General features: G+C 61.2%; 12 protein-coding genes, 1 tRNA gene and 1 pseudogene. 4 read left to right on the top strand and 10 right to left on the bottom strand.

The window, feature by feature from the left end:
- Window positions 1–34: 34 nt before the first annotated feature.
- The 4 genes and pseudogenes from leuS to AB8B33_RS16350 all read right to left on the bottom strand — a co-directional run bounded on the left by leuS (window position 35) and on the right by AB8B33_RS16350 (window position 3,914).
- Window positions 35–2,560 (bottom strand): leucine--tRNA ligase, encoded by a 2,526-nt coding sequence (gene leuS, locus AB8B33_RS16365; RefSeq protein ID WP_439016147.1) that lies wholly within the window; start codon window positions 2,558–2,560, stop codon window positions 35–37.
- Window positions 2,561–2,851: 291 nt separating this feature from the next.
- Window positions 2,852–2,928 (bottom strand) — tRNA-Arg (locus AB8B33_RS16360).
- A 189-nt stretch (window positions 2,929–3,117) separates the two neighbouring features.
- Window positions 3,118–3,315, bottom strand: a pseudogene (locus AB8B33_RS16355) (ATP-binding cassette domain-containing protein); the annotation flags it as partial.
- Complete coding sequence (locus AB8B33_RS16350; RefSeq protein WP_439016146.1) at window positions 3,309–3,914, bottom strand: TetR/AcrR family transcriptional regulator; 606 nt, start codon at window positions 3,912–3,914, stop codon at window positions 3,309–3,311. The pseudogene AB8B33_RS16355 and the gene AB8B33_RS16350, both read right to left, overlap by 7 nt.
- 51 nt (window positions 3,915–3,965) lie before the next feature.
- Between AB8B33_RS16350 and AB8B33_RS16345 the strand changes: the two genes are divergently transcribed.
- Both AB8B33_RS16345 and AB8B33_RS16340 read left to right on the top strand, forming a co-directional pair.
- Complete coding sequence (locus AB8B33_RS16345; protein WP_439016145.1) at window positions 3,966–4,415, top strand: VOC family protein; 450 nt, start codon at window positions 3,966–3,968, stop codon at window positions 4,413–4,415.
- Entirely contained in the window at window positions 4,412–4,795 is a 384-nt protein-coding gene (locus tag AB8B33_RS16340) for a nuclear transport factor 2 family protein (RefSeq protein WP_439016144.1), read from the top strand. Before AB8B33_RS16345 ends, AB8B33_RS16340 begins: the two co-directional genes overlap by 4 nt.
- 156 nt (window positions 4,796–4,951) lie before the next feature.
- Here AB8B33_RS16340 and AB8B33_RS16335 read toward each other — a convergent pair whose 3' ends face one another.
- From AB8B33_RS16335 to xylF, 3 genes are all read right to left on the bottom strand, one after another.
- Complete coding sequence (locus tag AB8B33_RS16335; RefSeq protein ID WP_007815343.1) at window positions 4,952–5,734, bottom strand: ATP-binding cassette domain-containing protein; 783 nt, start codon at window positions 5,732–5,734, stop codon at window positions 4,952–4,954.
- A gap of 14 nt (window positions 5,735–5,748) precedes the next feature.
- A complete protein-coding gene (locus tag AB8B33_RS16330) occupies window positions 5,749–7,059 on the bottom strand; it encodes a sugar ABC transporter permease (RefSeq protein WP_439016143.1) in 1,311 nt (436 codons plus the stop codon).
- A gap of 258 nt (window positions 7,060–7,317) precedes the next feature.
- Window positions 7,318–8,358, bottom strand: a complete 1,041-nt coding sequence (xylF, locus tag AB8B33_RS16325; RefSeq protein ID WP_007815345.1) for a D-xylose ABC transporter substrate-binding protein — start codon at window positions 8,356–8,358, stop codon at window positions 7,318–7,320.
- Window positions 8,359–8,584: 226 nt separating this feature from the next.
- Here xylF and AB8B33_RS16320 point away from each other — a divergent pair, with 226 nt between their 5' ends.
- The gene (locus AB8B33_RS16320) at window positions 8,585–9,808 is read left to right on the top strand and encodes an ROK family transcriptional regulator (RefSeq protein ID WP_113322473.1); all 1,224 of its coding nucleotides are present in this window, start codon (window positions 8,585–8,587) and stop codon (window positions 9,806–9,808) included.
- A gap of 80 nt (window positions 9,809–9,888) precedes the next feature.
- Here the strand turns inward: AB8B33_RS16320 and iolG are convergent, their stop codons facing one another.
- The gene (gene iolG, locus AB8B33_RS16315) at window positions 9,889–10,881 is read right to left on the bottom strand and encodes an inositol 2-dehydrogenase (RefSeq protein WP_439016142.1); all 993 of its coding nucleotides are present in this window, start codon (window positions 10,879–10,881) and stop codon (window positions 9,889–9,891) included.
- 199 nt (window positions 10,882–11,080) lie between these two features.
- Here iolG and AB8B33_RS16310 point away from each other — a divergent pair, with 199 nt between their 5' ends.
- On the top strand, window positions 11,081–11,347 hold the full coding sequence (locus tag AB8B33_RS16310) for a hypothetical protein (protein ID WP_439016141.1): 267 nt from the start codon (window positions 11,081–11,083) through the stop codon (window positions 11,345–11,347).
- Window positions 11,348–11,489: 142 nt separating this feature from the next.
- Here the strand turns inward: AB8B33_RS16310 and AB8B33_RS16305 are convergent, their stop codons facing one another.
- On the bottom strand, window positions 11,490–12,380 hold the full coding sequence (locus tag AB8B33_RS16305) for a Hint domain-containing protein (RefSeq protein ID WP_439016140.1): 891 nt from the start codon (window positions 12,378–12,380) through the stop codon (window positions 11,490–11,492).
- Window positions 12,381–12,696: 316 nt separating this feature from the next.
- Window positions 12,697–13,152 (bottom strand): hypothetical protein, encoded by a 456-nt coding sequence (locus AB8B33_RS16300; RefSeq protein ID WP_439016139.1) that lies wholly within the window; start codon window positions 13,150–13,152, stop codon window positions 12,697–12,699.
- Between the last annotated feature and the right edge of the window lie 80 nt (window positions 13,153–13,232).

Here is a 13,232-nt window from a genome sequence, read left to right as displayed (position 1 = left end):
GACAGTGTCGACCACGTTCCAGAGCGGCTCGATGCTATGGAGCAAGCACGAAGTTCACCAGCCGTCCAGGGACAACGATTTCCTTCAGCACCGTCTTCCCCGTCAACCTCGAGCGAACGTCAGGATCTTCCGCAGCCAGTCTGACGAGTTCATCAGCGGCGAGCGTCGAGGGAGCCTGAATCCTGCCACGCAGCTTGCCGTTCACCTGAACGACAAATTCGCGGATATCATCGTCGGCGAGGGTGGGGTCGTATGTCGGCCAGGGTTCATGCGACAGACTTTCCGGATGCCCCAGCATTCTCCAGAGTTCCTCGGCAATGTGCGGCGCGAACGGTGCCAGCAGCAGAACGAAGGATTCGACCGCCGACCGTGGCTTGATGTCCAGCCCCGTCAATGCGTTTGACAGCTCCATCAGCTTTGAGATCGCCGTGTTGAAACGCAGGGCCTCGATGTCATCGCCGACAGCCTTGATCGTCTTGTGAAGAACGCGCGCGATCTCCGGGGACGGCTTCGCATCGATAATTTTGCTCGACAACATGCCATCCTCTCCAATTGCGATCCGCCATACGCGATGGAGGAAGCGGCTGACCCCGGCCACGCCGGACATTTGCCACGGCTTGGCAACGTCCAATGGCCCCATGAAGAGTTCATACAGACGCATGGCGTCTGCGCCGTATCGTTCGACCACCTCGTCAGGATTGACGACATTGAACTTCGACTTCGACATCTTCTCGACCTGGCGCTCGACCTCGATTTCTCCGACATGCCAGCGACCGTCGCGCTCGGCCGCGTCCTCGGGTCGATAGTACCTCCCAGTCGCATCCTTGTAGCTGAAAGCCAGGATCATTCCCTGGTTGAACAGCTTGCGGAACGGCTCTTTGGACGTCACGACGCCGATGTCGAACAGGACTTTGTGCCAGAAGCGCGCGTACAGCAGATGCAGCACCGCATGCTCGGCTCCTCCCACGTACAGATCCACGGGCAGCCAGTATTTCTCCTTCTCGGGATCGATCGGCGCGGTCACGTTCCAGGGATCGGCAAAACGCAGGTAATACCAGCACGATCCCGCCCATTGCGGCATCGTGTTGGTTTCCCGCAGAGCTTCCATGCCGGACTTCGGATCGGTCGTCCGAACCCAATCGTCCGCCCGTGCCAGCGGCGGCTCCCCGTCCGGCGTTGGCCTGTACTCGTCCAGTTCAGGAGGCAGCAGTGGCAGGGCGTCCTCTGGCAGGGGCACGACACTGCCGTCGGCGGCATGCAGGATAGGAAAGGGTTCTCCCCAGTATCTTTGCCGCGAGAACAGCCAGTCGCGCAGCTTGTATTCGACGCGCCCCACACCAACGCCCTGCTCGGTCATCCATGAGATCGCTGCCGTTCTCGCCGCTTTCGTCTCCATGCCATCCATGAACCCGGAGTTGACCATCAAGCCTTCCCCAGTCTGCGCAGCGGGCGGCACATCGCCGGAGGGGGAGCCAAATGCCGACACGACTTCGACGATCGGCAGCCCGAACTCCTGCGCGAAATCGCGGTCGCGGTCGTCATGAGCGGGAACGGCCATGATTGCTCCGGTGCCGTAGCTCATCAGTGCGTAGTCAGCGGCCCATACCGGAATCCGCGATCCATTCGCCGGATTGATCGCATAGGCTCCGGTGAATACTCCGCTTTTCGACTGGGATTGCGACTTCTCTATCGCGCTCATTGCCGCCGCGCGGGCGCGGTAGGCGTCGACTTCTCCGCGTTGGCCGACGGTGGCAATGGCATCGATAGCAGGGTGCTCAGGGGACAGGACCAAGAAGGTAGCGCCGAAGATCGTTTCCGGACGCGTGGTGTAAACCGTCAGGGAGCTCTCTCTATCCTCGACGTCGAAAGTCAGTTCAGCGCCTTCCGATCTGCCAATCCAGTTGCGCTGCATCGCCTTGATGCCTTCCGGCCAGTCCAGCTCGTCCAGATCCGCGAGCAGGCGGTCGGCATAGGCGGTGATTTTCAGCATCCACTGACGCATCGTGCGACGTTCCACCGGGTCTCCGGTTTCCACGTAGCGGCCGTCCTTCACTTCCTCGTTGGCGAGGACCGTACCTTGTGCCGGGCACCAGTTGACGGCAACTTCTGCCTGGTAGGCCAAGCCAGCCTTGTACATTTGCAGGAAGATCCATTGCGTCCATCGTACGAACTCGGGATCGGTGGTCGAAATCTCCCGACTCCAATCGTAGGAAAAGCCCAGACGCTGGACCTGCTTCCTGAAATTCGAGATGTTGCTCCGCGTGGTGATCGCTGGATGGACGCCTGTCCGCACTGCGTATCGCTCGGCGGGCAGCCCGTAGGCATCCCAGCCCATGGGATGCAGGACATTGAAGCCCATCATGCGCTTGTACCGAGCCACGACGTCGGTCGCGGTATAGCCTTCCGGATGACCTACATGCAGGCCGTCGCCGGACGGATAGGGAAACATGTCCAGGACATAATATTTCGGACGGCTTTGGTCGTCCTCGGTCCTGAACGTCTGGTTTTCCTCCCAGTATCGTTGCCATCGCGGCTCGATCGTCTTGGGGTCATATGGCATTGCGACTTCCCTTCTGTCTCGAAATCCGACCGAAGAGGAATGGCAACAAAAAACCCGCCTCTTCGGCGGGTTGCTGCATCTTTGAAACGCAAGCGCGTGCTAACCCACCATCGGAATGATGGCGAGTAGGAGCTTTGAATTGGTGCGCGCGGGGTTCATGCCTTTTTTGATGACACGGAACCGCTTTCCTGTCCAGACGCCGGCAGCGCGGTCAGTTTGACAATGTGCCAATGGACTATGCCGAGCGTGTTCCTCACGAGCTCTGTGTCTTCGGTATGGACATTTGAAAAATGGCGCACCCGACAGGATTCGAACCTGTGACCTTTGGAATCGGAATCCAACACTCTATCCAGCTGAGCTACGGGTGCATCCCTGACGATGTGACTCGTCGTCCGATGACGTGGTTCTTAGCCTAGCTTTGGCTCTGCTTCAATCGCGAAGTTCACGGAAATTCTGGGACTTGGCTTTTAAAGCGATTTCCGGCCAAGCTGTTGCCGAAATGAAAACTCCGCCGGTCCTTTCGGGCGGCGGAGTTTCCTTGTCGAGCTATCGGTCGATCGGACCTGCATGGCGCCGGGGCCGACCTTCGCCGTTTCCTGCGGACCCAGCGCTGCTGTCGGCTCGTCCATGATCAGGATGCGGGCGTTGAACAGGATGGCGCGGGCAATGGCGACGGACTGGCGCTGGCCGCCTGACAGTGCCTTGACCGGCTCCTTGAAGCGCTTAAAGTTCAGGTTTAGGCGGCCCATCACTTCGTCCCCGACGGTGCAACGGCCCGCAACGCGGTCCTGACGATCGCATCGCCGAACTCCGGCGAGACCGGGCGATGGCCGACCAGCAGCCGGAAGAAGACCGGTCCGTAGATCATGTCGAGCAGCGCCTCCATATCAAGCGGCGGAACGATCTCTCCCCGAGCCAGCGCCCCCTCCAGGATGACGCGACCCGCGTTGCGGCTCGACAGGATCACCTGATTGCGGAAGGCCTTGGTGAATTCGCTTTCCGGGTCGGCGGCAGCGAGTGCCATGGTGATCTGCCGCCCGCGCGTGCTCGCAAAGGCAGTCACCAGTCCGCTCATCTGCGCGCCGAGAGCCGCCTGCGCCGTGCCCCCTCCGACCTCCGCTTCCGGTAGCCGGTTGACCAGAAGGGCGGCCATCGCCAGTTCCTGCGCGTTGGCCCAGGAACGGTAGATCGTCGGCTTGCCGACACCGGACCGCGCCGCCACGGCTTCGATCGTCATGCGGCCAAAACCTTCGGCCATCAGGATTTCATGGGCGGCCTCCAAGGCACGCCTCTGCGCAGCAGCGCTTGGCGGCCGCCCTCGTTTCTTCGGTGTTGCGTTATTCTCTTGACTCATATCTTTACGATACGTAACGTTAATATAAGAACCAGTCAAGGAGGGTCATCCATGCCGAGTTTTGCCCGAAAAGTGAGCTCCTACTTCATCGTCAAGGATGCGGCGCGGGCCATCGACTTCTACAAGGAGGCTTTCGGCGCCACGGAAGTCTTCCGCATGACCGATCCTTCGGACGGGCGGATCGGCCATGCCGAGCTGCGTTTCGGAGAGACGCTGATGATGTTGGCAGACGAGTATCCGGACTTCGGCGCCCTGTCTCCCGATACCGTCGGAGGCTCTCCGGTGACCTTCCACATGGACACGGTGTCGACCGACGCAGCACTGGCGCAGGCGCTGTCGGCCGGGGCGACGATGTTGCGCCCGGCTACCGACCAGAGTTTTGGCGAGCGGGTGGCGCAGGTGCTTGATCCCTTCGGTTATCGCTGGATGCTGTCGCAAACCATCGAGCAGGTCACGCCTGAGGAGATGCAGCGCCGCTGGAACGAGGACATGTCGGCGTGAGTGCCGCAGCCCTTGAAGCGCTAGAGGAGGCTGAGCGCGCCTTCAACGCGGCGATGGTTTCCAACGATCCCGTCAAGATCGCCGCCTGCATCACGAAGGACTGGGTGCTGGTGACGCCTGAGCGTGGCCCAATCCCTGCACAGGCTATTCTTTCGGCGATCGGATCCGGTGTCCTGAGCCATGACACGATGACCAAGACGACGCATCACGTCCATCTGCTCGGCAATGTCGCCACGGTTACCGGTCGCGGGCAGAACACGGGAATGTTCCGTGGCGAACCGATATCAGCCGACGAATGGATCACCGACGTCTATCACCGGGAGGGCAACAGGTGGCGGTGCGTACTGACCCACCTCTCCCCGGCCAGGAGCGGTGCCTAGCGTCCCTTGCGGCGGATGCCGCCTGTCTCACTGATCCACGAAGAGGTCATGCGCGACGCCCGCAGCCCTTTCTTAGAGCCACGTAATCCATAAAAACTCCGCCGGCCTTGCGGGCGGCGGAGTGTGATTGTCGCAGCGCTGGTCGCCTTGCGGCGGTCAGACCTGCATGGCGCCAGGGCCGGGGATGGCCTTGGGGGGCACCTTGCCGAGGATGATCATGCCGAGGACTTCGTCCTTGGTGACATCTTCGGTGCGGGCGTGGCCGACGACCTGGCCGTTTTTCATCACCGAGACACGGTCCGCGAGGTCGAAGACGTCGTGGATGTCGTGGCTGATCAGGAAGATGCCGATGCCTTCCTTCTTCAGCTGCTTGATGAGCTCGCCCACCTGCGCCGTTTCCTGCGGACCAAGGGCTGCCGTCGGCTCGTCCATGATCAGGATGCGGGCGTTGAACAGGATGGCGCGGGCAATGGCGACGGACTGGCGCTGGCCGCCGGAGAGTGCCTTGACCGGCTCCTTGAAGCGCTTGAAGTTGGGGTTCAGGCGGCCCATCACCTCGCGGGCGGAATGTTCCATCGCGACGTCGTCGAGCGTGCCCCAGCGGGTCTTCAGCTCGCGGCCGAGATAGAGGTTGGCGGCGGCGTCGACATTATCGGCGACGGCCAGCGTCTGGTAGATCGTCTCGATGCCGAACTTCTTGGCATCGCGCGGATTGCGGATGTCGGCCGGTTCGCCATTGATCAGGATCTCGCCCGAGTCACGCTTGTAGGCGCCGGAGAGGATCTTGATCAGCGTCGACTTGCCGGCGCCGTTATGGCCGAGAAGGGCCACGACTTCGCCGGGATAGAGGTCGACCGAGGCATTGTCGACCGCGTGGATACCGCCGAAGGAGATCGAGATATTCTTCAGTTCGACAAGGGGAGTGCGTTGTTCAGCCATGGTTCGTACTCCTCTTACTTCGCACGGGAGCGATAGACAGTGTCGAGCCAGACGGCAATGACGAGCACCGCGCCGACGACGACGTTCTGGATGGGCGTATCGACATTTGCGAGACCCATGCCTGACTGGAGCGACTGCATGACGAGCGCGCCGAGCATGGCGCCGGCAATCGTGCCGGTACCGCCTGCCAGAGACGTGCCGCCGATGACGGCTGCTGCGATCGTATAGAGTTCGTAGGTCGTGCCCTGCGAATTGGCGGCGGCGTTGAGGCGTGCCGTGGAGATCGCGGCGGCCACCGCTGCGAGGAAGCCCATCAGCGCGAAGATGCGCACCGTGACCCAGCGGGTCTTGATGCCGGCGAGTTCTGCCGCTTCCGGGTTGCCGCCGATCGCGAAGACGTAGCGGCCGAAGCGCAGGCGCGTGGCGATGAAGGTCATCACGATGCCGACGAGGATGGCGATCAGCACCGGCACGGCGATGCCGTAGGGGATCATCAGGCCGGTTTCCGGCATGGTGATGTTATTGGCTTCGGCATAGCGCTTGGCGATGGCCGGCGGCCAGTAATAGATCGTGGAGACCCAGATGGCGCCGAGCACCATGGCACAGCCGAGCACGCCGAGGACATATTCGGCCCAGAGCGGACGGCGCGGGAAGTTGAAGCGCCGGCGCTGGTGACGCGAGCCGATGATGGAAATGACGATCAGCACGCAGGCAGCCGCACCGATGATCCAGCTCCAGGTGGCGCCGATTGCGCCTTCGGCGCCGCCGCCCATGATGCGGAAGGTGGTGTCGAGGGGGGCGACCGTCTGGCCGCTCGTGACATACCAGGCAAGGCCGCGCCAGGCGAGGAAGCCGCCGAGGGTGACGATGAAGGAGGGAACGCCCATGAAGGCGATGATGACGCCCTGGAACAGGCCGATCGCCGAGCCGACGATGAGGCCGCAGATCAGCGTGATGACCCAGGTGAAGGAATTGTCGAAGCCCAGATATTGCGGCAGGAACTTCGCCTGGACCACACCCATGATCATGGCGACGAAGCCAAGGATCGAGCCGATCGACAGGTCGATGTTTCTGGTGACGATGACCAGCACCATGCCGGTCGCCAGAACCGCGATTTCGGTCGTCTGGACGGAGAGGTTCCAGAGGTTTCTGGGCGTGAGGAACAGGCCGCCGGTATAGAAGTGGAAGCCGACCCAGATGACCAGCAATGCGCCGATCATGCCGAGAAGGCGGGTGTCTATTTCCGTTGCCCTGAGGAAGCGCGTGAAGGGGCCTTCAACTGCCGTGCGCGGGCCGGAGGAGGTCGATTGGGTGATGTCTGCCATGGGTTTGCCGTTTCCCCCATTTGTTTGGGCGCAGGCCTGCTCCTGATAGGAATAGCTGGCCGATGACCGCCTGTTCTTGTTGTGACCACCGGGACGCTTCCGAAAATAGCCGATCACAACGGCACTATTCTGGCAGGGAATCAAAGCATCCGCGATGTGCGCGAGAACGGAGAAGCACCACTGAGCGGGCTTCATCCGCATCCGGCGCCGCAGCGGATGGCCGCTGCGGCGCCGGTATTTCAGATCGTCAGGCGAGGATTAGTCGCAAGCCTTGACGGAGCCGGCCTTGACGCCCTGGCAAGCTTCAGCCTTGGAGATCCAGCCGGCGTCGATGACGACGTTCAGGTTGTCCTTGGTGATGGCGAGCGGGGTCAGGAAGATGGACTGCATCTTCACCTTCTTCGGGCCGCCTTCGAAGGTCTGCACACCTGCAACCTTGTCGAGGGCCGTGCCGCCGGCGAGATCGAGAGCGACTTCGGCAGCGCGCTTGCCGAGTTCGCGGCTGTCCTTCCAGACGGAAACCGTCTGCGTGCCGAGAGCGATGCGGTTGAGTGCTGCCTTGTCGGCGTCCTGGCCGGAAACCGGAACGGTGCCGGCGAGGCCCTGTGCGTCGAGAGCGGCGACGGCGCCACCGGCCGTACCGTCGTTGGAAGCAACGACAGCGTCAACCTTGTTGTTGTTGGCGGTCAGGAACTGCTCCATGTTGCGCTGAGCGTTCTGCGGCAGCCAGCCGTCGGTATAGGCTTCGCCGACATTCTTGATCTTGCCGGCGTCGATTGCAGCCTTCAGGACTTCCTGCTGACCTGCGAAGAGGAAGTCAGCGTTCGGGTCGGAAGACGAGCCCTTGATGAAGACGTAGTTGCCTTCCGGCTTTGCCTTGAAGACGCCCTGAGCCTGCAGGCGGCCGACTTCCTTGTTGTCGAAGGTGATGTAGAAGGCAGACGGGTTTTCGATCAGGCGGTCGTAACCGACGACCGGGATACCTTCGCTGGCGGCCTTTTCAACCGCCGGACCGATGGCGTCGGAGTCCTGAGCGAGAATGATGAGGGCGTTTGCGCCCTGGGAGATCAGCGACTCAACGTCGGTGAGCTGCTTTGCAGCCGAAGACTGTGCGTCAGCGGAAATGTACTTTGCGCCCTTGGCTTCCAGAGCCTTCTTGATGGCGGCTTCGTCCGTCTTCCAGCGTTCTTCCTGGAAGTTGGACCAGGAAACGCCAACGACGAGGTCGGCAGCCATGGCAGCCGACTGCAGCGAAACGAGAATGGCAGCACCTGCCATCAGCTTATAAATAGACTTCATAATGTCCTCCCGAGTGAATTGCAGCCGGCCCAGCCTCTGCTCCTCCGGCCACCGCGAAAGCCTGTCCAGAAAGGTTCGGATTTTTTTCTCGACAGTCGAGAAATTTAGTGTCAGAGATTTTTTCAACTGTCAACACCGCACTACCGGCTTAATTTCCTTTGACTGGAGGGGCTGGAGATGCTGTGGCAAACCAAGGGCGGAACGAACGGGGAAGAGGCGGCGATAGATGCTGACCAAGTCGAGCACGGAGCTCGTACGGCAGAGAAACAGCGTGCTTGTGCTCGCCACTCTTCGCCGCCACGGGCCACTTGCTCACACTGAAATATCCGATTTCACGCGGCTTTCGTCCGCGACCGTTTCTGCGATCACGGCCGATCTCGAAAAGGCGCAGGTGATCGAAAAATCCGAGCACCAGGCAGCGAGCGGGCGAGGGCGCCCGCGCGTGCTTCTGCGCCAGCGCCGCGACTGCGGCTATCTCATCGTCGTCATCATCTCCTCGGACGCCGTGCAATATTCGCTCGTCGATTACTCGGGCAAGCTGATCGACCGTTTCAGCGAGGAAAGGTCGCATGATCCCGATGGGGCTGGCCGCTTCGTGAACGGGGTGCGGGCGGGGCTTGAGCGTATCCTGTCGCGCTCGCGGATCGAACGGGAGAAGGTGCTGCTCATTTCGATCAGCAGCAAGGGGCTGGTCAACTCATCCGAACCGGTTCTCGTCTGGTCGCCGATCTTCGGCAGCGACCAGATCGATTTCGAACTGGCGCTCAAGCCGGAATGGAAGGCGAAGGTCATTCTCGACAACGAGACGCTGCTGGTCGCTGCCGCCCTCGGCGCGCGTGAGGAGAATGTCAAAGGCGCGGATTTCCGCTCGCTGGCCGCCCTTTCGCTCGGCCACAGCATCGGGCTTGGGATCGTGCGGCGGACGACCCATGGCGGGCATGAAGTCTCCGCGCCCAATTTCGGGCATATGCTGCATATGGCCAATGGCGGGCTTTGCCGGTGCGGCACGCGCGGCTGCATCGAAGCCTATGCCGGTTTCTACGCGATCCTGCGCACCGCCTTCGAAGTGCCGCTCGATACGATCCCGGCAAAGTTCGTGCCAGTGGCCGAGCTCGACAAGATCGCGGCGCGGGCCCGGCAGGGCCATCGTATCTCGGGCTTTGCCTTCCGGCAGGCGGGGCTGGCACTCGGCAACGGGCTGTCGCGCATGCTGAGCCTGACGGAGCGCATGCCGATCGCGATCACCGGACCCGGCACGCGCTATTACGATCTGCTGCGGCAGGGGATCGAGGAGGGGCTCGGCCAATCTCATATGGTGCGCATGGAGGGCATGCCGGAACTCAGGGTCGTCGCGGACGAACAGATTCTCGTCTTCGAAGGACATCTGAACCGGGCGCTGGCCGTCATCGATGAGGATATCGTCGTGGCCGGTCTCCAGGGAACGGATTGAAACGCAGGATACTGCTTAAACGAGAAATGGCCGGGCAAGAGCCCGGCCATCTCATTATGGCGACCGTCGGGAGAGGGCGGTCAGCCGATCTTGATGAGCTTGCCTTCCTTGACCGACTGGACGGCGGCATCTGCGAGAGCGAGAGCAGCCAGGCCATCGGCGCCGGAGGGGGAAATCTTCGAGCCCTTTTCGATCGCGGCGATGAAGCTTGCGATCTCGTTGGCATAGGCTTCGGTGTAGCGGGTCATGAAGAAGTCATGCAGCGGCGGGCGGGTATAGCCTTCGCCATTGGCGACTTCGATCGAGACCGGGCGCTGGTTTTCGGCCGAGACGACGCCCTTGGAGCCATGCGCCTCGATACGCTGATCGTAGCCATAGGTGGCGCGGCGCGAGTTGGAGATGATGGCCTGCCTGCCGGAGGCGGTCTGCAGGATGACGGAGACGCTGTCGTAATCGCCGGCTTCGCCGATCGCCTTATCGACGAGGACTGCGGCGGTTGCAACGACGGAGACCGGCTCTTCGCCGAGCAGGAAGCGGGCCATGTCGAAATCGTGGATCGTCATGTCGCGGAAGATGCCGCCCGAACGCTTGATGTAATCGACCGGCGGGGCGCCGGGATCGCGCGAGGTGATCGTCACCATCTCGACATCGCCGATCTTGCCTTCGTCGATGACCTTGCGGACCGCCATGAAATGCGGGTCGAAGCGGCGGTTGAAGCCGACCATCAGCTTGGCGCCGGTTTCTTCCACGACCTTGATGCAGGCTTTTACGCGCGCAACGTCGAGATCAATCGGCTTTTCGCAGAAGATCGCCTTGCCTGCGCGGGCAAAGCGCTCGATCAGGTCGGCATGGGTGTCGGTCGGCGTGCAGATGACGACGGCGTCGATATCCTTGGCGGCCTCGATCGCTTCAATGGTGCGCACTTCGCAGCCATAGGCGGAAGCGATCGCTTCGGCAGCCTGCGGGAAGGCGTCGGCGACGGCCACGAGCTTTGCATTGGCATCGCCGCTGACGGCCTTTGCGTGGACCTTGCCGATACGGCCGGCGCCGAGAAGACCAAATCTCACTGTCATTACTGCCTCCCTAGATTCGGAACAAATAAACCGAATTGATATAAGTTTAGAATTTTCATTCCATTTTCCAGTCGCCGCGTCAAGTCCGCGGGCCTTTCACATTTGTGAAATCCATCCTAAAGACAAGTGACGTCATCACAACAGTGAGACGTGCGTCATCACAAGAGTGAGACGGCGTTATCACGACAATGGGACAGAGATGCAGCTGATCGATCCTAACCACCCGACCTATCGACACCTCTGGGTTCGTGTCCTCATCGTCGTGGTCTGTTTCGGATGGGCGATCTTCGAATTCATCGGCGGCGACCCCTTCTGGGGCGTGCTTGCGGGCGGCGCCGGCGCCTATTCCTTCTATATGCTGATCTGGACCTTCAATCCGAAGCCGCCGGAAACGGCAACAGTTGTCACACCCGATGATGAGGACGGGGACAAGCCGGCAATAGAAGAAGAGAAGAAGGCCGAATAGTTAAAGCGTGCCGCGATCTTTCGGATGCGCGCCACGCTTCAGGTGCTTGTTTTCACGCATGTCGTCGTTGCAAAACCGCTGCACAGTTTGCGCGGCACGCGTTCTCCGGCCCTCCGATTCGGCGCGGAAGGCCCGCAGCTGGTCAGAGCGACAGCTCTTTGGCTTGTGCGTCGATCTTTTTGCAGGCATCCCCGAACGGATCGCGCATCGGCACCAATGGCGAAGCACCAAGGAGGAGAAGCGCTTTCAAGTGTTTCCAGCCGCCTTCCTCGCCCAGCACCGGCGCATAGGACGTCATCGTGGTGCGTTCCTCACCGTAGAGGCGCTTATATTCCGCAAAATTGGAGAAGTCCTCGTGATTGCTTCCCAGGAGATGGAAGGTCTCCGCCGCGGCACCTTCGGCAAGGATGACTTCATGCGTGTCGAGCAGAACGGCATAGTACTCGATCGACATGTCGTCGGCCGGGGTGACCGGTGCAATGGTCGTGCCGTTCACGAGATCCTTCACACGGATCAGAACGCCGTTCAGATACAGCGCATGGCCTGGCGATAGGTAGAGATCGGAATGTGGTGTGCGGCTATCCAGCGCGTGGCGGGAAACCCGGATCGGCACGACGCCTTCATGCCAGCGTGCGCCGCTCTTCTTGAAGACCTGGCGGCCGACCCATTTGATGGGACGGGTGCTCCCGTCCGGAAGGGCAACGCGATCGCCGATGCGCAGATCCTCGACGGGCTTTTCACCGCAATCCGTAAGGATCGCCGTCCCGCGCAGGAAACACTGCGGGCCGCCGCCACCGCCACCGTTTCCGCCAGAGCCTCCGTGTCCACCGGAGCCGCCGTGTCCGCCAGAGCCTCCATGTCCACCGGAGCCGCCCCGCCCCCAAAGCCGCCCTAATGCATTCGCGGGAGAGGTGGAAATTGCCGTCGCCAATGCCGCAACGCCGGCAAGCCGGGCACCGGCGGCAGCGGCAACACCTAGAAAATGTCTGCGCGCGGTATTGCGTGGCAGCTTAGGATCTTGCGTGGATGACATGCTGGTGTCCTTCGATAACATTAACACCGGCCTATGTTACAAAAGGTTGTATCGCATTCAATTTCGCTAAATAGCGTTGAGGCCTAATGAAAAGGGAGTAGGCACGGTATGTTGGCCTGCCGAAATATGCTGTCGCCTGTACCAAAAAGCTGAGGAATTATCTGCTACTAAAACGCGAAATATTCAATCGAGGTACTGTCAGCACCAGTTGAACCGTCAGAAGAAAGCGGCGTAAACAACCCGCAAACCGAGCCGGAAACGCCGGCCTTCCAAAGCCTGGAACGTCTCAAATCATTCGGTGACGGACGGAAAAGCTTCAGCTGTGCGGCAGGCGTCGCATCGCCTCGTCGATCAGCAGGTTGGCGATCATCATGCGTCTGTTGGCATTGGCGCGGAAAGGCTCAGCGACACCGTCAGGATGATTGGCCTTGGCGAAAGCGCGCCGTTTCTCGTTCAGCGTCTGTTGCGTATCGGCAGATGAAATCGACAGGTCGGCGGCAATCTCTTCCGGCGCGATGCGGGCGAGATGATCGGGCATGACCGGTTCTGGCTCAGGTGGGGGAGGCGCCGCAATCGCGGGCTCGGGGCCGAGATTGTCGAAATAGGCTTGCCCGACCCGCTGCGAAGCAGCCGAAACACCCTCCATCACATCGAAGGCGAGGCCTGTCGGAAAGCCGGGAACGCGATGGGCGGCCGGCTCTTCCGCTTCCCCGGCGTCTTCCTCTTTCAACCGTTCGAGAACGGATTGGAATATCGATTGTCCGAACAGCATGCGCCTTCCTTTTCGAGCGGCGCATTAGACGGCGCCAAGTTGGCGCCGGGCTGGATTTCGATACACGATCCTGAGCCTGT

It is taken from the genome of Rhizobium sp. 768_B6_N1_8 (assembly GCF_051811225.1).
Taxonomy (GTDB): Bacteria; Pseudomonadota; Alphaproteobacteria; order Rhizobiales; family Rhizobiaceae; genus Rhizobium.
Note: the sequence above shows the minus strand (reverse complement) of the source record. Positions and strands in the feature narration are given on the sequence as shown.

What these genes read in the sequence shown, in the direction of transcription:
- AB8B33_RS16350 (WP_439016146.1), bottom strand. Translation starts at nt 3,914, where the DNA reads ATGAGTCAAGAGAATAACGCAACACCGAAGAAACGAGGGCGGCCGCCA.
- AB8B33_RS16345 (WP_439016145.1), top strand. Translation starts at nt 3,966, where the DNA reads ATGCCGAGTTTTGCCCGAAAAGTGAGCTCCTACTTCATCGTCAAGGAT.
- AB8B33_RS16330 (WP_439016143.1), bottom strand. Translation starts at nt 7,059, where the DNA reads ATGGCAGACATCACCCAATCGACCTCCTCCGGCCCGCGCACGGCAGTT.
- iolG (WP_439016142.1), bottom strand. Translation starts at nt 10,881, where the DNA reads ATGACAGTGAGATTTGGTCTTCTCGGCGCCGGCCGTATCGGCAAGGTC.
- AB8B33_RS16320 (WP_113322473.1), top strand. Translation starts at nt 8,585, where the DNA reads ATGCTGACCAAGTCGAGCACGGAGCTCGTACGGCAGAGAAACAGCGTG.
- AB8B33_RS16310 (WP_439016141.1), top strand. Translation starts at nt 11,081, where the DNA reads ATGCAGCTGATCGATCCTAACCACCCGACCTATCGACACCTCTGGGTT.
- AB8B33_RS16300 (WP_439016139.1), bottom strand. Translation starts at nt 13,152, where the DNA reads ATGCTGTTCGGACAATCGATATTCCAATCCGTTCTCGAACGGTTGAAA.
- xylF (WP_007815345.1), bottom strand. Translation starts at nt 8,358, where the DNA reads ATGAAGTCTATTTATAAGCTGATGGCAGGTGCTGCCATTCTCGTTTCG.
- AB8B33_RS16305 (WP_439016140.1), bottom strand. Translation starts at nt 12,380, where the DNA reads ATGTCATCCACGCAAGATCCTAAGCTGCCACGCAATACCGCGCGCAGA.
- AB8B33_RS16335 (WP_007815343.1), bottom strand. Translation starts at nt 5,734, where the DNA reads ATGGCTGAACAACGCACTCCCCTTGTCGAACTGAAGAATATCTCGATC.
- leuS (WP_439016147.1), bottom strand. Translation starts at nt 2,560, where the DNA reads ATGCCATATGACCCCAAGACGATCGAGCCGCGATGGCAACGATACTGG.